Source organism: Pseudoalteromonas aquimarina, assembly GCF_049257255.1.
In the GTDB taxonomy this organism is placed as follows: Bacteria; Pseudomonadota; Gammaproteobacteria; order Enterobacterales; family Alteromonadaceae; genus Pseudoalteromonas.
Genome location: NZ_JBMMUG010000005.1, coordinates 191361 through 211062, shown reverse-complemented (window position 1 = coordinate 211062; position 19702 = coordinate 191361). Strand labels below are relative to the sequence as shown.

The 19702-nt window shown below is 40.1% G+C and carries 20 protein-coding genes; 16 read left to right on the top strand and 4 right to left on the bottom strand.

What is annotated here, in order from left to right; all coding sequences use genetic code 11:
* Nucleotides 1–14 precede the first annotated feature (14 nt).
* Nucleotides 15–263, bottom strand: a complete 249-nt coding sequence (locus AAEU29_RS14165) for a hypothetical protein (protein WP_421973945.1) — start codon at nucleotides 261–263, stop codon at nucleotides 15–17.
* 103 nt (nucleotides 264–366) lie between these two features.
* Nucleotides 367–819: an EVE domain-containing protein gene (locus tag AAEU29_RS14160; RefSeq protein ID WP_421973944.1), complete on the bottom strand. Its 453-nt coding sequence runs from the start codon at nucleotides 817–819 to the stop codon at nucleotides 367–369.
* Between the two features lie 74 nt (nucleotides 820–893).
* On the opposite strand from AAEU29_RS14160, the gene tesB reads away from it, so the two are divergent.
* Nucleotides 894–1754 carry an acyl-CoA thioesterase II gene (gene tesB, locus AAEU29_RS14155; RefSeq protein ID WP_421973943.1) on the top strand — a complete coding sequence of 287 codons (861 nt, stop codon included), beginning with the start codon at nucleotides 894–896 and terminating at the stop codon, nucleotides 1752–1754.
* A gap of 26 nt (nucleotides 1755–1780) precedes the next feature.
* On the opposite strand, the gene plsB is transcribed toward tesB, so the two are convergent.
* A complete protein-coding gene (plsB, locus tag AAEU29_RS14150; RefSeq protein ID WP_421973942.1) occupies nucleotides 1781–4192 on the bottom strand; it encodes a glycerol-3-phosphate 1-O-acyltransferase PlsB in 2412 nt (803 codons plus the stop codon).
* A gap of 250 nt (nucleotides 4193–4442) precedes the next feature.
* On the opposite strand from plsB, the gene lexA reads away from it, so the two are divergent.
* The 5 genes from lexA to AAEU29_RS14125 all read left to right on the top strand — a co-directional run bounded on the left by lexA (nucleotide 4443) and on the right by AAEU29_RS14125 (nucleotide 9543).
* Nucleotides 4443–5060 carry a transcriptional repressor LexA gene (lexA, locus tag AAEU29_RS14145; protein WP_421973941.1) on the top strand — a complete coding sequence of 206 codons (618 nt, stop codon included), beginning with the start codon at nucleotides 4443–4445 and terminating at the stop codon, nucleotides 5058–5060.
* A 341-nt stretch (nucleotides 5061–5401) separates the two neighbouring features.
* Nucleotides 5402–6532 (top strand): cytochrome c oxidase subunit II, encoded by a 1131-nt coding sequence (gene coxB, locus AAEU29_RS14140; protein ID WP_421973940.1) that lies wholly within the window; start codon nucleotides 5402–5404, stop codon nucleotides 6530–6532.
* Nucleotides 6532–8106: a cytochrome c oxidase subunit I gene (gene ctaD / locus AAEU29_RS14135; RefSeq protein ID WP_421973939.1), complete on the top strand. Its 1575-nt coding sequence runs from the start codon at nucleotides 6532–6534 to the stop codon at nucleotides 8104–8106. Before coxB ends, ctaD begins: the two co-directional genes overlap by 1 nt.
* On the top strand, nucleotides 8106–8681 hold the full coding sequence (locus AAEU29_RS14130) for a cytochrome c oxidase assembly protein (protein ID WP_421973938.1): 576 nt from the start codon (nucleotides 8106–8108) through the stop codon (nucleotides 8679–8681). The genes ctaD and AAEU29_RS14130 overlap by 1 nt, the downstream gene beginning before the upstream one ends.
* Nucleotides 8665–9543 (top strand): cytochrome c oxidase subunit 3, encoded by an 879-nt coding sequence (locus AAEU29_RS14125; protein WP_421973937.1) that lies wholly within the window; start codon nucleotides 8665–8667, stop codon nucleotides 9541–9543. Before AAEU29_RS14130 ends, AAEU29_RS14125 begins: the two co-directional genes overlap by 17 nt.
* A 13-nt stretch (nucleotides 9544–9556) precedes the next feature.
* Here the strand turns inward: AAEU29_RS14125 and AAEU29_RS14120 are convergent, their stop codons facing one another.
* Complete coding sequence (locus AAEU29_RS14120) at nucleotides 9557–9775, bottom strand: DUF2909 domain-containing protein (RefSeq protein WP_421973936.1); 219 nt, start codon at nucleotides 9773–9775, stop codon at nucleotides 9557–9559.
* A gap of 19 nt (nucleotides 9776–9794) precedes the next feature.
* Between AAEU29_RS14120 and AAEU29_RS14115 the strand changes: the two genes are divergently transcribed.
* The 10 genes from AAEU29_RS14115 to AAEU29_RS14070 are packed head-to-tail and all read left to right on the top strand — an operon-like array spanning nucleotide 9795 to nucleotide 19648.
* Nucleotides 9795–10514: an SURF1 family protein gene (locus tag AAEU29_RS14115; protein ID WP_421973935.1), complete on the top strand. Its 720-nt coding sequence runs from the start codon at nucleotides 9795–9797 to the stop codon at nucleotides 10512–10514.
* Nucleotides 10507–11031 carry a redox-active disulfide-containing membrane protein gene (locus tag AAEU29_RS14110; protein ID WP_421973934.1) on the top strand — a complete coding sequence of 175 codons (525 nt, stop codon included), beginning with the start codon at nucleotides 10507–10509 and terminating at the stop codon, nucleotides 11029–11031. Before AAEU29_RS14115 ends, AAEU29_RS14110 begins: the two co-directional genes overlap by 8 nt.
* An 11-nt stretch (nucleotides 11032–11042) precedes the next feature.
* A complete protein-coding gene (locus AAEU29_RS14105; RefSeq protein ID WP_421973933.1) occupies nucleotides 11043–12035 on the top strand; it encodes a COX15/CtaA family protein in 993 nt (330 codons plus the stop codon).
* Between the two features lie 9 nt (nucleotides 12036–12044).
* Complete coding sequence (cyoE, locus tag AAEU29_RS14100) at nucleotides 12045–12941, top strand: heme o synthase (protein WP_421973932.1); 897 nt, start codon at nucleotides 12045–12047, stop codon at nucleotides 12939–12941.
* Nucleotides 12942–12949: 8 nt separating this feature from the next.
* The gene (locus tag AAEU29_RS14095; protein WP_421974107.1) at nucleotides 12950–13567 is read left to right on the top strand and encodes an SCO family protein; all 618 of its coding nucleotides are present in this window, start codon (nucleotides 12950–12952) and stop codon (nucleotides 13565–13567) included.
* Nucleotides 13568–13607: 40 nt separating this feature from the next.
* Nucleotides 13608–13943 carry an STAS domain-containing protein gene (locus tag AAEU29_RS14090; RefSeq protein ID WP_421974106.1) on the top strand — a complete coding sequence of 112 codons (336 nt, stop codon included), beginning with the start codon at nucleotides 13608–13610 and terminating at the stop codon, nucleotides 13941–13943.
* Nucleotides 13944–13955: 12 nt separating this feature from the next.
* Entirely contained in the window at nucleotides 13956–14318 is a 363-nt protein-coding gene (locus tag AAEU29_RS14085; RefSeq protein WP_421973931.1) for a response regulator, read from the top strand.
* A 12-nt stretch (nucleotides 14319–14330) separates the two neighbouring features.
* A complete protein-coding gene (locus AAEU29_RS14080; protein WP_421973930.1) occupies nucleotides 14331–16442 on the top strand; it encodes a chemotaxis protein CheA in 2112 nt (703 codons plus the stop codon).
* Nucleotides 16442–16948, top strand: coding sequence for a chemotaxis protein CheW (locus AAEU29_RS14075; protein ID WP_421973929.1), 507 nt, complete (start codon nucleotides 16442–16444; stop codon nucleotides 16946–16948). Before AAEU29_RS14080 ends, AAEU29_RS14075 begins: the two co-directional genes overlap by 1 nt.
* A gap of 18 nt (nucleotides 16949–16966) precedes the next feature.
* Nucleotides 16967–19648 carry a methyl-accepting chemotaxis protein gene (locus AAEU29_RS14070; protein WP_421973928.1) on the top strand — a complete coding sequence of 894 codons (2682 nt, stop codon included), beginning with the start codon at nucleotides 16967–16969 and terminating at the stop codon, nucleotides 19646–19648.
* Nucleotides 19649–19702 lie beyond the last annotated feature (54 nt).

Sequence of the window (19702 nt, the reverse complement as noted above, 5' to 3'; positions counted from 1 at the left end):
CGAAAGTTGCCTTTTTAACGAATGCTATAAGCTGGTTCCATATCGACTTCACCAAGATGATCAATGGTGGCGTAGATAGAGTCGCAGCGAGCGAATGCTAAATAGTTGTTTTCTAATTTTCGAGCAAACGCGAGCTGATAGCCATAACGATTTAACTTATTCAACTCAACTTTTTGTGCAAAGCTTAAATTTTGCCAAAAGTCGTTTAAATCGCGCTCTCCCTGCCTTCTATCATCTAAAGGGTTCTTTGTTAAAGCGGACATAGTTTATTCGCAGTTAAAAAATAGACAATTGATATTAATACATACCAAAGAGTTGTGTCTAGTCCGATCAGGTAAAGAGTCTTAAATCAACTGTGAAAACAATTTAACCGTATGTATTTAAAATATATTCCCACTCACTTTCGGTGACAGGCTGTATCGACAAGCGACTACCTTTTTGCACTAAGTACATAGATTCGAGTTGTTTATCAGCTTTTAATTTAGAAAGCGCAATAATGCGTAATTTATCGACAAATTCAAGAGTCACACTGGTCCATCTTGGGTTGTCTGTAGTTGATTTGGCATCGTAATATTTTGACTGACTATCAAACTGGGAAGGGTCTGGGAAAGCTGTTTTAATTACCTTGGCTACTCCAACAATTCCAGGTTCTTTGCAGCTTGAGTGGTAAATAAAAACGAGATCGCCCAATGCGACTTGATCTCTTAAAAAGTTTCTTGCTTGGTAATTGCGGATCCCATCCCAAATTTCTTTATTTTTACGTTTTAAATCGTCAATCGAAAACTCATCAGGTTCGGTTTTAAATAACCAATATTGCATTACCCATTCTCGCTAATGTTAAAGTAACCAGTGTTTGCTATTATAGCGTTACTAGCAAATTACGAAATAGTGTTATGAGTCAGGTACTAGACGATCTTTTAGCGTTACTTAAGTTAGAAAAAATTGAGCAGGGATTGTACCGAGGTCCAAGTCAGGATCTTGGCTTCAAAGCGGTATTTGGAGGTCAAGTAATGGGCCAAGCCTTGTCCGCTGCCAAGGAAACCGTTGCAGAAGATAGGCAAGTGCATTCACTGCACTCGTATTTTTTAAGGCCAGGTGATGTTGCGCATCCAATTGTCTATGATGTTGAAAACATACGTGATGGTCGTAGTTTTAGTACGCGCAGAGTAAAAGCAATCCAGTTTGGTAAACCAATTTTTTACATGACTGCGTCATTTCAAGTGGAAGAGCAAGGTGTTACTCACCAGGCGGCTATGCCGAATGTACCTGGGCCTGATAAGCTGCCATGCTCACTTGATGTATATCGAGAGCATAAAGATTTAATCCCTGAGAAAATCCGCAATAAAATAATTTGTGATAAGCCGATTGAAATGCGTCCGGTGAATTTTCAAAATCCATTTAAGCCGGTTGTGACTTTGCCTGAACGTTACGTGTGGTTTAAAGCCAATGGTGATATGCCGGATGATCCGCGTGTTCATAAGTATCTATTAGCATATGCATCTGATTTTGAGTTTTTACCAACAGCATTACAGCCTCATGGGTTGTCATTTTTACAACCAGATATGCAAGTGGCAACAATAGATCATGCAATGTACTTTCACCGTCCTTTCCGTTTGGATGATTGGATTTTATATGCGGTTGATAGTCCAACAGCAAGTGGCGGCCGTGGTTTGGTACGTGGGCAGTTCTTTAATCAGCAAGGTGAGCTGATAGCCTCAACCATTCAAGAAGGTGTTATTAGGCAATACAAATAGAAAAGGCGGTTAAACCGCCTTTTTATTTAGTTTTCCAATGCGCTGGCTATGCGAGGTGCAAGTTGCTCTGCAATAATTTCGCTGAGCTTATGGGTGGTTTGATTGCCTGAGAGCTTGCCTTGTTCGCAATCATTAATCATATCGTTTTGTTTTAAAGTACAAATAAAGCCAGACAGTATTTTCTTGTCAAAAAACTCTGGCGTATCAATACCAAACAGTTGTGCTAGTTGCTGTGCAAACTCTTGGCTTTGCTGTTCTAACTGCTCTTGTGAAATACCATCAGTCGCTAAAATCAGTTTAATTACACTGGCGTAGCGAATCAGAGTGCATTGAATAAAACGGGCTAATAAATTGAGCTGAGCTAATGATTTGCTGTTTGGGTTAACAGCAATTGAGTCATTTTCTATGGTAACAAAGCCAATACTGCTTAACGCGTCAATTGACTCGTTGATGTAATTTTCACAATACGGCTGCATAAACCACTCTTGTTTAAATAGTGGGTAAAGCGCTTCTACCTGGTGTATTAGTTTTTCACGCGAAATTTGCTTATGACTAACTAAAATTGAGCTAATTAAACTCGGCACTGCAAATAAATGAAGCACATTATTTCGATAATAATTGAGTAACACTTTTTGCGTGTCTTTAATGCGAATAACATCAACACGGCTTTGTGTAATCGTTTCAAACTTATCTAATTTTAATGCGTGTTCTAACAGCTGTTCAGCACTTTGTTCTGGTAGGCTTACATCTTGGCTATATGGTGCAATTTCTAGCAGTCTTAAATAGCTTGTCATAGATGCGATAAGTTCAGTTTTTGTCATTGCTTGCTTATCGGTATTTAGCAAAATGCACGACATTAATGTAACCGCATTAATTGCAGCTGCGTTGTTAATATTAACCATTACAGAATCAGCTAACTTACCTACCATAGGAGTAAGCCAAGAGGGTTTATTTGAAGCATTGATGCTGTCACGCCAATCTGATTGGTGATGTGTAAGGTACTGATTAATGTTAATTGGTTCGCCAAAATTAACATTGCCTTTACCGTAATTCTTTAGCTTTCTTAGTGTTTTAAAAACACCCAAAACAGATTCGTTTTTCTTTTGTTGTCCAGCTAACTCACCTAAGTAAGTATTAACTTCCATTACGTGTTCGTAGCCAATGTAGACAGGCACAATTGAAATTGGTCTATCGATACCGCGCAAAATTGATTGTAATGTCATTGCCAGCATTCCGGTTTTAGGTGGCAGTAAACGACCTGTTCTGCTGCGGCCACCTTCAGTATAAAACTTAACGGCGTACCCTTTAATAAACAGCTGGCTTAAGTATTCACGAAATACCGATGAGTAAAGTTTGTTGCCTTTAAATGAACGACGTAAGAAGAAAGCTCCACAGCGCCTGAAAATAGGGCCTGCAGGCCAAAAGCTTAAATTGATGCCAGCCGCAATATGCGGTGGAACATAGCCTTGATGATAAATGACATAAGTCAGTAATAAGTAATCCATATGGCTGCGATGGCAGGGCATATAGATAATTTCATGACCTTTGTCAGTGAGTTCTTGAATACGCTCTGGATTATTAACTTCAATCCCGTTGTAAAGCTTGGTCCAAAGCCAAGTAAGAATTCGCTCGGAGACACCAATCATTGATTCGTTGTAATTAGCGGCAATTTCATCTACCAACTTGATGGCATTATGACGTGCTTCAGTGATTGAAATATTTTTACTTTTTGCTTCTTCTTCTATCGCTGCTTTTACTGACGCAGAAGCAAGTAGCCCTTGATAGAGTTGATCACGTGAAGGTAATTTAGGGCCAAGAGCTGCCAGTTTTTGGCGTTTAAAGTGTACGCGAGCAACGCGAATTAATTTATGCGGTAAATCGCTGCTTTGTTTTTTTCCTGAGAGCTCAGATAGCTGCAAAGGGCGACTAAAACGAATTAAATTGTCGCGACCAGAAAGTAAGACAACAAAGAGTTTGCGTAGCCAGCTTGGAGTTAGCGAGCTCGATAAAATAGTACCAAGTCCGGGTTTTTCTTTACCAGGATTACGTCCCCACAAGATAGTCACAGGAATAACTTGTAAATCATTAACATCAGATTGTTTTAATGCGTTGAAAATTTCTTCGCTTATAGCAAGTGCTGGGCTTTCTTTTTTCGCTTTACCAAAAAGCGGTGAGCGATGGTGAATTGGTATATAGCGAGGAACTTGTTTTGAGCCAATCTGTTGATTAGTTTGCGGGTCAGGTAGTCCTAACTTGTTACAAGTGGTTTTTAGTACTGCTGCATCAGCAAACGAATTTAATAAAGTGATATAAACGGTTGGCTTATTTACATCAATACCAAGATTGTCCAAAGGGTGTTCCGGTACAATTTTAGAACGCACAAAAAGCTTGTTCATACCGTTTGCGAACCATTGAATCAGAGTACTAACCAAATTCATATAACCAACCTAAAACAAAAAGGGGCGCTAGCATACCAGTTAACGTAAAAAGATTAAATAACTGGTCATGCCAGAATAAAAATAAAGCAATTGAGTGTACAACTGTAAGCATTATTTTCTTGCTTATACAAAAGTTTCTAAAAGAAATGTAATTATTAAGCATAGCGCGAATTATCAAAGAATTAAAAGTTGCGAAATAGTAACAACTGTATATACTCACAGTTACCTGTACTGTATGGAAAACCAGTGAATGAGACCATTAACTAAACGCCAAGCGCAAATTTTAGAGCTTGTTAAAGTATTTATTAAAGATACCGGCATGCCCCCAACGCGTGCTGAAATTGCCTCTACATTAGGATTTAAAAGTGCCAATGCAGCAGAGGAACATCTTAAGGCTCTTGCTAAAAAAGGGGTGATTGAGATGGTACCTGGCGCGAGTCGAGGTATTCGTTTAGTTGAAGAGGAAGAGCCAGAGCAACTAGGTTTGCCGCTAATTGGTCAAGTAGCAGCGGGCTCACCAATTTTGGCTCATGAACATATTGAAAGTCATTATCAAGTGGATCCCAATCTTTTCAATCCATGTGCTGATTTCTTACTTCGCGTTAAAGGTGAGAGTATGAAAGATATTGGCATTATGGATGGTGATTTATTAGCTGTTCACCGAACTCCTGTTGCTAATAATGGGCAAGTTGTTGTCGCGCGCGTAGATGAAGATGTAACGGTTAAGCGCTTTGAAAAAGCAGGTAAGCATGTGTTACTACATGCTGAAAATGAAGCATTTGATACCATCAAAGTCGATTTAGAGCACGATCACTTTAATATTGAAGGATTAGCTGTTGGCGTTATTCGAAACGCAGATTGGATGTAAATAAAAACAGTTAATAAGTAAGGCTAGTCGCTAATGTTACTAGCCTTATAAACTAAGCAAACACTTCTTAACAACACATTTCTAGTGTCAAATCCCCTTACTTAAATATCGCTAACTTGTAGATTTATAAAAAATTTATCTTAAATTTGACTTGCGTAAAAATTAATCGTTTACTAGACCTTAGTAGTAACCTTTGTTTTCTTTGAGCTTAAGTGCGGGCTTTGAAAACAAAATATAATAAAGAAAATGGAGTGATGCTGTAGTGCGTCGTGTGATCAAATCACATTAACTTTCACTGACCATTTCCTAACAACATAATAATAATTAGCAAAGGAGCGAGCATGAGGTTAGTTAAACTATCCTTATGGTTACTATTGAGCTTTCCTTTTTTAGCAGTTGGGACGAGTCAATATAACTTACCTGTTGGGGTGACGGACATCAGCCGTGATGTTTACGAGCTCCATATGACCATATTTTATATCTGTTGCGTTATTGGATTAGTCGTATTTGCCATCATGTTTTGGGCAATTATCCATCACCGTAAATCTAAAGGGGCTGTTCCCGCCCAATTTCATGAAAGTACCAAAGTTGAAATTTTGTGGACAGCAATTCCATTTGTCATTTTGATTGCCATGGCGGTTCCTGCCACCAAAACATTAATTGCAATGGAAGACACCACCAAAGCGGACCTGACAATCAAAGTCACAGGCTCGCAATGGAAATGGCATTATGAATACCTTGACCACGATGTGTCGTTCTATTCGGTGTTATCAACCCCTCGAGAGCAAATAACCAATCAAGATGAAAAAACAGAAACCTATTTGTTAGATGTTGATAAGCCATTAATCATTCCAAAAGGCAAAAAGGTACGTTTTTTAATGACATCAGATGATGTTATTCACTCTTGGTGGGTGCCTGAATTTGCTGTGAAAAAAGATGCCAATCCTGGTTTTATCAATGAAGCTTGGACACGTGTTAATGAAACCGGTATCTATCGTGGGCAATGTGCTGAACTGTGCGGTAAAGACCATGGCTTTATGCCAGTTGTTGTTGAAGTAAAAGAGCCTGCTGAATTTGATCAATGGCTCGTTAATGCGCAACTAGAAAAAGCACAAGCAGCAGCTGCTGAGAAAGCATCGCTTGATTTGACTCTATCTAAAGAAGAGTTAATGACACTTGGCGAACAAGTTTACATGGCAAATTGTGCTGCATGTCACCAACCTACAGGTATGGGATTGCCAGGCGTATTCCCAGCTCTCAAAGATAGCCCCATTGCACTTGGCGATGTTAAAGCGCATATCGGCATTGTGGTTCATGGTAAACCTGCAACTGCGATGCAAGGCTACAGTAAAATGTTGTCTTTAAAAGAAATTGCAGCAGTGGTGACGTTTGAGAGAAATGCTTGGGGTAACAATACAGGTGATTTAGTTCAACCTAGTGATATTCAAGAATCTATGGGAGAAGCACAATAATGACAACAATAGCTGAATCTCATCATCACCATCATGCCCCAACAGGCATCAAACGTTGGTTATTTACGACAAACCACAAAGATATTGGCACGCTTTATTTATTATTTGCACTGCTGATGTTTTTGACTGGTGGCGCAATGGCGCTAGTGATCCGCGCTGAATTATTCCAGCCTGGATTGCAATTTGTAGAACCTCACTTTTTTAATCAAATGACAACTGTGCATGGTTTAATTATGGTTTTTGGTGCCGTAATGCCTGCATTTACAGGGCTTGCAAACTGGATGATCCCAATGATGATTGGTGCGCCAGACATGGCTTTACCAAGAATGAATAACTGGAGTTTTTGGATACTGCCTTTTGCATTTTTTATTCTGTTAATGTCGCTTTTTATGGAAGGCGGCGGTCCTGCATTTGGTTGGACTTTTTACGCACCTCTTTCAACTACTTATAGTAATGACAACACTGCGCTATTTGTTTTTGCGGTTCACATAATGGGTATTAGCTCGATTATGGGGGCAATCAATGTGATTGTAACCATCGTTAATATGCGTGCTCCAGGTATGACCTATATGAAACTGCCACTGTTTGTATGGACATGGTTAATTACGGCGTTTTTATTAATTGCTGTAATGCCTGTTTTGGCAGGGGCAGTGACTATGGTATTGACTGATAAATATTTTGGCACTGACTTCTTTAATGCGGCTGGTGGCGGTGATCCGGTAATGTTCCAGCATATTTTCTGGTTCTTCGGTCACCCTGAAGTGTACATTATGATTTTGCCGGCATTTGGTGTCATCTCCACAATTATTCCAACATTCTCGCGGAAAAAACTGTTTGGCTATGCGTCGATGGTTTATGCCACTGCATCTATTGCGTTTTTATCGTTCATTGTGTGGGCGCATCATATGTTTACTACGGGGATGCCGCTTGCAGGTGAGCTGTTCTTTATGTACAGCACCATGTTGATTTCGGTACCTACAGGGGTAAAAGTATTTAACTGGGTCGCTACTATGTGGCGAGGTTCAATTAGCTTTGAAGTGCCAATGCTCTTTTCCATCGCGTTTATTGTGTTATTCACCTTAGGTGGTTTTTCCGGCTTGATGTTGGCAATTACTCCTGTGGACTTCCAATATCATGATACCTATTTTGTGGTAGCGCATTTCCATTATGTACTTGTTACTGGTGCTGTGTTCTCGATTATGGCCGGAGCATATTATTGGCTGCCGAAATGGACAGGCAATATGTATCACATAGGGCTTGCGAAAACGCACTTCTGGCTATCATTAATTAGTGTAAATATCTTGTTCTTCCCAATGCACTTTGTTGGATTAGCTGGTATGCCTCGTCGTATTCCAGACTATGCGCTTCAATTTGCTGATTTTAATGCACTAATAAGTATTGGTGGTTTTGCATTTGGCCTATCGCAGTTGCTTTTTGTTGCTGTGGTATACAAATGTGCCAAAGGTGGCAAAAAAGTCCCAGCAAAAGTATGGGATGGTGCTGAAGGTTTAGAGTGGGAGGTGGATTCACCTGCACCTTATCACACTTTCTCTGAGCCACCGGAAGTGAAGTAATGAACAACGTAAAGCTACTTAAAAAGTTAATTTTAACCAGCTTGCTAATGTTTGCTTTTGCATTTGCTTTGGTACCTCTATATGACGTTTTTTGTGATATCACAGGATTAAACGGCAAACCGAATATGGAGCAAGCCAAAGTAAGTGCGAACAGTGATGAATCACGTAGTGTTCGTGTGACGTTTATTACCCATGCGCAAGCTGGGGCGCCTTTCAAAGTGAAGGCGAAACGTTACAGCGTTGATGTTAGCCCTGGTGAAATGGAGCGCATAGAATTTATTGCGCAGAATTTATCGAGTAGCGACAAAATAATGCAAGCCGTGCCGTCAGTAGCGCCTGGACGTGCGGCTAAATATTTACATAAAGTCTCTTGTTTTTGTTTCAATCAACAGCCGTTAACCAGTAAAGGGTTTGCGGATCTACCTCTACTATTTTACTTAGATGAAACGTTGCCGAATGATATTCATGAAGTTACTTTGTCATACACAATTTACGATATCACCGCAGATGTTAAGGGGAAAGTTGCAAACAATAGCAAGAGCGATGGAGAGTTAACAAATGAAAACTCAATATGAAAAATATTATGTACCTGAGCAAAGTCAATGGCCCATTGTCGGGGCTGTTGCATTATTTTTAATTGCGATTGGTGCAGGTTTAGCTGTAATGCAAACGGCTAAACAGCAAGGTGGAATAGGTTTTTATGTCTTGATATTAGGCATCGCTGTTCTGCTTTATATGTTATTTGGCTGGTTTAAAAATGTGATTGATGAATCACAAGGTGGGCTTTATTCAGCGCAAATGGATCGCTCCTTTAGGCAGGGAATGGCGTGGTTTATTTTCTCTGAAGTGATGTTCTTTATGGCATTCTTTGGCGCGTTATTCTATGCCAGAACCTTTGCTGTACCTTGGTTAGGCGGTGACAGCAATAATGCCATGACCAACGAGGTATTGTGGCCTTCTTTTGAAGCTGTATGGCCGTTATTAAGTACCCCCGGTGGTGATGAAACTAAGGCGATGGGGTGGCAAGGTTTACCTTTAATCAACACCATTATTCTGCTTACATCTTCGATCACCTTACACTTTGCTCACACCGCAATGGAGCATGGTAAGCGCACACAATTAAAGGTCATGTTAGCTATGACAATTACACTTGGTGCTATTTTCTTGGGGTTACAAGGTGAGGAATATGTTCATGCCTATCAAGATTTGGGACTTACTCTCGACTCAGGCATTTACGGTAATACCTTCTTTTTATTAACTGGCTTTCATGGCATGCACGTAACGCTAGGTACTATCCTGTTATTTGTTGTGTTTGTGAGAATTTTGAAAGGGCATTTTAGCGAAGAAAAGCATTTTGCTTTTCAAGCAGCTGCTTGGTATTGGCACTTTGTTGATGTGGTGTGGTTATGTCTATTCGTCTTTGTGTACGTACTTTAAGTGCCAGCACTGATTAGCTAACAACGTAGGGGTTGCTGTTTGGCGTAATAAGACCAAACAGCATCGCGATTAAAATAATCACTAATACTATTGCAGAAAATAATACTCTTCGCCCTAAGTAATGGGACATAGAGTTGGGAGAGGCGTCGCTTTTAAGCATGCACACAAGTGCCTTAAACAAACTAAAAACGATGTATAACAATAAGAATACGATAATTAATTTTATCAACATAAGTTGGAGAGTTTGCGGTATGCGGTTAACCCAGAATAGTGCAAAAAGCATCACTCTGCTAGTGTGTACAACCACAATTGCATTTATTTGCGCAAGTTTAGCTGTTTGGCAATACCAAAGGTCACAGCAAAAAATAACTATTCTTGAAAAATTAGAAAAACTCAGTGAGCAAGGTGTTTTACCTTGGCATCAGTTAGCTAGTTTGCCTAAAGAGTGGGTAGCAACAGGGCTTAATGTATCTTTAGAGGGGGCGCTAGCCCCAGAGTTTTGGTGGCTTGATAACCAAGTGGTCAATGGAAAATTTGGTTATGATTTGATTGTCGCTGTTAAACCTTTTAATTCATCTCGCTGGTGGCTCGTAAATATGGGGTGGTTTGCGGGTTCTTACCAGCGAGAGCAACTTCCAGATGTAAATTTACCACCGCAATTGTCACTTAATGGCGTACTTAAAGTAAGTGACTTTAAAGGGTTTAGCCTTGCTGAAAACCAAAATGAAATCGTGCAAGGCCAGCGCTTACAATACATTTCGCCTCAATTGGCGTCAGAACTACTCAATCAAGAGTTTGCGCCATACATTGTCTATGCAAATGCGCAAAGCGCACTAGGTGCATACCATTATCAAGTTATCAATATGTCGCCAGACAAACATCGCGCATATGCGTTGCAATGGATTTTACTTGCGCTTGCAGCACTTGTTGTTGGTGGAGCTATATATCGCAAAGGAGGTTCAAATGAATAAAACACTTTGGTTGTTTATTGTGTGCTTTATTGCCCCTGTATTAGTTGCTGTGATGGCCCTCAAATACAGTTGGCTAGAACCTGCACAAACAAACTATGGTCACTTTCTTGATAATGAAAAAGTTATCTCAAATTGGCCCTCAGATCAGCATACCAAATGGTCTCTCGTTACAGTAAACAAACAAGATTGTAATCAAGCATGTTTATCAAAAAATCAATTAATTAAAAATGTGTTTGATGTGCTTGGTAAGCACAATTTATACGTAGGTGCGTATGCTATTGAACAGCAAACAGGGTCTGTACAGTTAACGGATTTAGTTTCTACTGAGCGCGCATTACATGAATTAGACCAACAACCTTTAACCATGGAGGTTGATGCCATTTACCTGGTAGATCATCGAGGTTTGGTAGTGCTTGAATACCCAGTGACCTATCAAATGCAAAATGACAATGAGATGAAGCGCGGATTAATCAAAGATCTGAAAAAGTTACTTAACTACAGTCGCAGTCGAGCTTAAGGAGAAGTTGAGTGAAGGGTTATCATAAACTGGTGTTTTTTGGATGTATCTTTGCATTTATTGTTGTGGGCTTGGGCGCGTATACAAGGTTAAGTGATTCGGGCCTAGGTTGTCCTGATTGGCCAGGCTGCTATGGTTTTCTTACTGTGCCTAATGAAACGCATGAAATTGAAAAGGCTGAAACGCATTTCCCAAGCCTAGAAGTAGACCAAGGCAAAGCGTGGAAAGAAATGATCCATCGCTATTTTGCAGGCACGCTAGGCATTATTATTTTACTGATTGCAATTTATGCGTTAAAGCAGCGTCAGCATAAACTCGCACCTGTAAAACTTCCTTTGTTACTTTTAGTCTTAGTTATCTTTCAAGCGGCGCTCGGGATGTTGACTGTGACTATGAATTTACAGCCGCTCATTGTGATGGGGCATTTGCTCGGCGGATTTTCTATTATTAGCTTGCTGTTCTTGCTTTATATCAGATTAACATCAGAGCGAATTCCTGGAGGAGATTCAGGGGCAAAACCCTTTTATGGCTTATCGTTAGTTGCATTATGTTTTGTCATTTCACAAATTGCTCTCGGTGGTTGGCTTGCCGCTAATTATGCCGCATCGTTATGTGCTGATTTTCCCCTTTGCGGAGCAAACACGTTCGAACGTTTTTCGTTTAGCAGTATTTTTCAACTACCTGATGATCATGCTACCTATGAATATGGTGTGCTTTCAGCCGAGACCAGAATGTCGATTCATTTTTTCCATCGAATATGGGCATTAGTGACTGCTTGTGTGGTGTTTTGGGTAGGGTTCAGAATACTTAAAAATTGTTATTCAACGGTAGTTAAACATGCTGTTTATCATGTTTGGGCTGTGCTGTTATGCCAAATCGCTTTAGGTGTAAGTTTAATTTTATTACACATACCACTGAATGTGGCGCTTATGCATAACCTGACAGCTGTCTTATTACTATTGAGTTGTGTTCGATTGGCTTACCTCTTAAGAAGCAAGTGCTAGGAGTAATTTATGACAAGTAACGTTTTACAATTGCAGCGCTCTGTTAGCGCAAAAATTCATGAGTACTTGGTGTTATGTAAACATAAAGTGGTAATGCTCTTAGCGTTAACTGCCGTTGTGGGGCAGGGCTTAGCCCCAGCTTCAGGGCGCTCATTACTAGAACAAACCCTAACAATCCTTGGTATCGCATTATTAGCAAGCAGTGCCGCGGTAATTAATCATATTGTTGATAGTGATATCGATAAAAAAATGCGCCGCACAGATAACCGCCCAGTTGCAACCGGTAGCATCTCGAATACACATGCCTTTACTTTCTCAATGATACTGTTAGTTGTTGGCTTTTGTATTTTAGCGCAATTTGCCAACTGGCTGACTGCATGGCTGACAATGTTTGCCTTAGTAGGTTATGCCTTTATCTATACGCTGGTACTAAAAAGAAGAACACCTCAAAACATTGTGATTGGTGGTTTTGCTGGAGCAATGCCGCCACTACTTGGTTGGGTGTCTGAAACCGGTGCGATGTCAGCTGAACCTTGGTTGTTAGTGATGATAGTGTTTGCATGGACGCCACCTCATTTCTGGGCGTTAGCGATTGATCGTAAAAAAGATTATGAAAATGCAAAAATACCTATGTTGCCGGTAACTCATGGGATCGAATTCACAAAAACCATGGTTTTATTATACAGCGTGCTATTAACCTTAGTTTGTGTATTACCATTTTTAATAGGTATGTCGGGCAATATTTACCTAATTGCTAGCCTAGTGTTGAACAGCATATTTGTTTACCGAGCTTGGCAGTTAAAATTTGCTCCCAAAGAGAAGTTAGCGATTAAACTCTTTATCTATTCTATTTGGCAACTTATGCTACTATTCATTGTACTGTTTGTAGATAAGTGGTTGATTTAATGCCTCAAATTAGACTTCGTTGGCTCTCTATACTTTTTATCTCGGTGCTTATGGGGTGCGGTCCCAAAGCGCCACCTGAAACCCATGGTTTGCTTTATCAAGAAGCGAGAGCGGTTAAGCCATTTATCTTAGAAGATCAACTTGGCAAAAGCGTTTCTGAAGCTAACCTTAAAGGGCAATGGACATTATTATTTTTAGGTTACACGAGTTGTCCTGATATTTGTCCGATGACATTAGCAAAATTAACTCAAGTCTATGAAAAACTTTCCGATACCTACCCTGTAAATATTTGGTTTGTTTCTGTTGATCCTAAGCGTGATGTCGCTGATAAACGTCGACAGTATATTGATTATTTTAATCCAAGCTTTACAGCGGTTTCAGCGGAGCATAAACAGTTGTTTCCATTTGTTAGGAATTTAGGCTTAGTTTATGCCATTCATGATGATGGAGAGACTGAAAATTACACCGTTGATCATAGTGCTTCTGTCACCTTGGTTGACCCAAGTGGTGCCGTTAGAGCGATATTCAAACCTGAATTTGCAAAAGGAAAAGTACCGATTATCGACCAGTCAAAAATTATAGAAGACTTGACTAAGATAATTGAATACTATTCTAGCGCACTATGAATTTAAGTTGCCTAACACATTAATTAGATTTAAATAATCGATAATATTTTGGCAATTTCAAATTCTGGGTCTACGCTTAATTTTAAGCGAACAAGGAAAGAAAACTATGTATCAGTTACCCGCCGAGCTTGTCATAAACTCGGTCTCTGAGCTAAAAGAAACTCTCTTAGATTTGTTGTCGAAGCAATCGAGTATTGAACTTGATATTTCTCAGGTTACTCGTGCTGATACAGCTTCAATTCAATTACTCTGTTCGTTGCAAAAAAATCTAGCGGAAACTCAGCAGCAAATTACTTGGCATGGCAATAGTAATGCGTTATTTGCTGCAGCAAAAACTTTGGGAGTGCAAGATTTTCTTGCCTTGTCAGAACAATAATTTGGGGTCTGTATGAAAAAGATTTTGGCGGTTGATGACTCAGCATCAATGAGACAAATGGTTGGTTTTACGCTTAAAAAAGCGGGTTTCGATGTAACAGAAGCAAAAGATGGAAGCGAAGCGCTTGAAATAGCAAAAGGCGAAAGCTTTGATGTTGTGATTTCGGATGTAAACATGCCAGTAATGGATGGTATTACACTTATCAGAGAGTTAAGAGCGCTTCCAGCTTATAAATTTACACCAATGCTGATGCTAACAACTGAATCAGGTTTGGATAAAAAGACTGAAGGTAAAGCAGCAGGAGCGACTGGCTGGATTGTAAAACCATTTAATCCTGACCAATTATTGGCTGTAATTAAAAAAGTCATCCGATAAACAGGAGGCGGCATGAGCATCGACTTAAGCCAATTCTTTGAGGTTTTCTTTGAAGAGAGTCTTGAAGGTCTGGATGTAATGGAATCTGAGTTACTAAATCTCACACCGGGAGACTTAGATAACGAAACCATCAATACTATTTTTCGTGCCGCCCACTCAATTAAAGGCGGGAGTGGAACTTTCGGATTCACTCACGTTTCAGATTTTACTCACGTTCTTGAAACTCTGTTAGATCAAATTCGCGAAGGATCTCGTGAGTTGACATCTGAGCATGTTAATTTACTTCTTCAATCGGTCGATTGCTTGCGAGAAATGCTTGGTGATTTGCAAAACAACCAAGAGACAGATTTGACTAATGCGACACAATTAAAAGAAAAATTCGAGTTAATCTTATCTGGTGAAGAGCAATCATCAAATGTTCAATCACCTGCTGAGCAACAACAGGTTGCAAGCGAAGCGCAAACTGAGCATGGTGCATTAGACACTTATGAAGTGGTATTTAAGCCACAACATCATTTATTCAAAACGGGTAACGAGCCTATTTACCTTATTGAAGAGCTCGCGGAGCTAGGTGAATTAGACGTTGTTGCTAATCTTGAGTTAATCCCTGATATTCACAATCTTTCTGCTGATGAATGCTACGTCACTTGGACTTTTTATCTTGAGACGGATAAAGCTGAAGATGCCATCAAAGAAGTGTTTGAATGGGTTGAAGATGATGCTGAAATTAACATTACCTTATGTGGTGGGCTGTTTGGCGATGACCCTATTGAAGAGAATACGCCAAATGAACCAAGTGCCTCAGAGCCTTCAGCACAAACAGCAGCTGTTTCAAAAAGTGAAAGCAAAAATGATGCTCTACCTGTTGCTAATAAAGCAGCTTCAAAAGCCGCCTCTACTGAAAGCACATCAATTCGTGTAAGCATTGATAAAGTTGATTCGCTTATTAATATGGTGGGTGAACTTGTTATTACTCAAGCAATGTTAACTCAACTCGGTGAGGGAGAAATCACTGAAAATAAGATGATGGCGTTGCAAGAAGGGTTAGCACAACTCGCGCATAATACACGCGACCTGCAAGAAAGTGTTATGCGTATTCGGATGTTACCTATTAGCTTTGTATTTAGCCGCTTCCCTCGTTTGGTACGAGATACCTCGCAAAAATTAGGCAAAGAAGTTGAGTTAAAGCTGCTTGGTGAACAAACCGAGCTTGATAAAACTGTGATGGAAAAAATATCCGATCCTATGGTGCACTTAGTGCGTAACTCATTGGATCATGGCCTTGAAACACCCGAACAAAGGGAAGAGGCCGGCAAGCCTAAAGTGGGTACGGTGACGTTAAATGCATTTCACCAAGGCGGTAACATCGTAATTGAAATTATGGATGATGGTGCAGGCCTTAATACTCAAAAAATCAAACAAAAAGCAATTCAAAATGGCCTAATCAGCGAAGGTGACGAACTGTCAGATGATGAAATTAATGAACTGATCTTTATGCCAGGTTTTTCAACAGCCGACCAAGTAAGCGATATTTCTGGTCGTGGTGTTGGGATGGATGTTGTAAGGCGAAATATTCAATCCCTAAATGGCTCAATTGAGGTTACTTCAGAGCAGGGTATTGGTTCTACTTTTACCATTCGTTTACCACTAACGTTAGCCATTTTAGATGGGCAACTCGTCACGGTTGCACAGCATACGTATATTATCCCGCTTATTTCCATTGTTGAATCTCTGCAAATTGATTTAAAAATGGTGAATTGTGTTGGAGGCGGGCTAAATGTTTTACGTTTGCGCGATGAATACATTCCAATTTTAAGATTGCACCAAATTTTTAATCATAGCGGTGCTATAGAAGACCTCGACAAAGGCCTGCTGGTTATTGTTGAAAGTGATAACCAAAAAGTAGGTTTGCTTGTTGATGACTTACTAGCTCAGCAACAAGTGGTTATAAAGAGTCTTGAAGCAAATTACCAAAAAGTAGAAGGCGTTTCTGGAGCAACTATTTTAGGTGATGGACGAGTTTCTCTGATCATAGATATTACCGGTTTGATTAAGCTGGCAGGCCTTAAAAAAGCAGGCTCAACAGAGCTGGCGATAGAGTCATTAGAAAGTGAGGAAGCTTAATGGAAGCAGTCGTTGATGAGCTCTTAGACTCAGCTGATGAACACCAAGAAGATAATATCTGCCAATTCCTTACTTTTATGATGGCAGATGAAGAATACGGCGTTGATATTTTAGCTGTGCAAGAAATAAGAGGTTGGGAAGAAATTACTCAAATTCCAAACTCTCCCGCTTATGTAAAAGGTGCGATTAACTTGAGAGGAACGATTGTTCCAATCATTGATTTACGCGCTCGCTTTGGTTTGCCTCAAGTACCTTACAGTTCAGTAACTGTAGTTATTGTGGTTAAAGTTGGATTACAAAGTGGCGATAAAATTATGGGTATTGTGGTTGATGCTGTTTCAGATGTTTATAGCATCTCCGAATCAGATGCACGTGATGTGCCTGATGTCACTAATACTGAAAATACAGAATTTGTTCATGGTCTAGTGAATGTCGGCGAGAAAATGGTGGTTTTACTGGATCTCGAACGTGTGCTCAACCTTGAATTTGGCGCAAGCAAGAATTAATTTCCGTTAGGGGGCATGATGGAAAATATAAAAGCAACCATATTAAATAAACTCTATGTATCTGCCGCGGTGGTTTTGGTCGGATTCTTTATCTGTTTGCAATTAGCAGGTGTAGACATGCAGCAAGGGCTTGCGGCCATTGCCGTCTTTGTTCTAGTTGTAGCGGGTATAACGTTTTTTCTGGCACAAAGTGTGACAGCAATCGCCGAAAAGCTTGAGGTTGTATCAGCATCGTTACCGAGTTTATTAGAGGGTAATGCTGAAAAGTTAGCACTTGTTGATCAAGATAAGTTTCCAGCTTACTTCAGAGCACTCGATAGCCTGTTAAATAAAGAAGTCGAAACTGAAGAAGTATCAGACAATGCATTAGCATCGAGTAAGTTAGAAGCCCTCGAAGTGTGCCAAGCGAATGTTATGTTGGCAGATGCCGACTGCAACATTGTTTACGTTAACAAATCAGTCGTAGATATGTTGTCTAAAAACCAAGTTAAGTTACAACAAGCTCTACCGAATTTTAATGTGAATACGCTTGTTGGTACTAATGTTGACGTTTTCCACCAAAACCCAGCACATCAACGCAGTATGCTTAAAAATCTTCAACAAGTATACCGTACTAAAATTCATGTGGCTGGCTTGCATTTCGATCTAATTGCAACACCTGTTTTCTCAGATAGTGGAGAACGTTTAGGTACTGTGGTTGAGTGGGACGACATCACTGAGCAGTTAGCCCAGCAAGAACTCGCAGCAAAAGAAGCTGCCAATAATGCACGTATTGCTAGCGCATTAAAAGTTTGCCAAGCAAATGTGATGCTCGCAGATAATGATTTGAACATTGTTTATGTTAATGATTCAGTAGTTGATATGTTAAGTTCAAATCAGTCACAAATCCAAACAGTATTACCTAACTTTAAGGTAAGTGAGTTAGTTGGAACATGTGTTGATGACTTCCATAAAAATCCTGCGCATCAACGCGGCATGTTGGCAAATCTTAAATCTGTTTACCAAACAGAACTTAATTTAGCAGGTTTCACTTTTGGCTTAATTGCCACACCAGTATTTGATGAACAAGGTGAACGAGTAGGAACTGTTGTTGAATGGGATGATAAAACAGAGCGCTTAGCAGCCGAAAAGCAAGCTAGAGATATTGCTAACGAAAATGCACGAGTTCGTCAGGCACTAGATACAGTAAATACCAACACAATGATTGCAGACGCAGGTAATAACATTGTGTATATGAATGAAGCTGTGCTAGGCATGATGCGAAATGCTGAATCAGATATTAAACGCGATTTACCAAACTTTAATAGTGCTGCGTTAATGGGTTCAAATATGGATGTATTCCATAAAAATCCAGCCCATCAGCAACACATGATAGAGCGCTTATCATCAACATACAGTACTGAGATCACGGTAGGTGGTCGTACATTTGCGCTTACAGCGAACCCAATTTTCTCTGAAGATAAAGAACGCTTAGGCACGGTTGTAGAGTGGCTTGACCGCACAGCTGAAGTAGTTATTGAGAAAGAAATAGATGAGTTGGTTTCAGCAGCTTCAAGAGGTGAACTTGATACACGTATTGAAGAGGTTGGTAAACAAGGCTTCTTCCTGAGCTTAGCGCAAGGCTTGAACAAACTAGTGGGCATTTCTGACAAAGTGATTACAGAAACAGCCGAAATGCTGGATGCCATGGCGCATGGTGATTTAACCAAACGTATCGAGAGCGATTATTTAGGTTCGTTTGATAAATTAAAACGTGATGCAAATACAACGGCTGAAAAATTAACAGAAGTAATTGAAAAAGTAAGTGTTTCATCTAATTTAGTGGCCAGTGGTGCGGAAGAGATTTCACAAGGTAATACCGATTTAAGTCAGCGTACTGAAGAGCAGGCTTCTTCTCTTGAAGAAACCGCATCGAGTATGGAAGAGATGACAAGTACCGTTCGTCAAAATGCGGATAATGCAAAAGTTGCGAATGAACTAGCTAACGATACGCAAATTAAAGCTAAGCAAGGTGGCGAAGTTGTTGAACGTGCCGTTGAGAGCATGGCTGAAATCAATCATTCAAGTAAGAAGATTGCCGATATTATCGGTGTAATTGATGAAATTGCTTTCCAAACCAACTTACTAGCATTAAATGCTGCAGTAGAAGCTGCGCGAGCAGGTGAACAAGGTCGTGGTTTTGCGGTCGTTGCTGGCGAAGTGAGAAATCTTGCACAGCGTTCAGCAGCTGCAGCGAAAGAGATTAAAGAGCTTATTCGCGACAGTGTTAGTAAAGTTGAAGATGGTACGTTACTTGTTAATGAATCGGGCAGCACGTTACAAGAGATTGTGGCATCAGTACAGCGAGTAACTGAAATGATTGCTGATATTACCGTAGCTTCTGAAGAGCAAAGCTCTGGTATTGAGCAAGTTAATAAAGCAATTACCCAAATGGACGAAATGACTCAGCAAAATGCGGCGCTCGTAGAGCAAGCATCGGCAGCGAGTGAGTCTATGGCTGAACAAGCAAACGGTATGCGTCAATTGCTAAGCTTCTTTAATACCAGTGGCAGTAGTGGTATTGAAACACCGAGAATTGCGCAACGTTCAACTTCAAGACCTGCACCAAAAATCACCTCTCGTAGTGAGCGTTTGCAAATTTCATCAGTGCCATCGGGCGATGACTTTGCTGATAGCAGCGAAGAGTGGGAAGAGTTTTAACTGATGTAGTTAAGAGCTAAGCAATTCAACTTGCTTAGCTCACTCTAGGAGTCA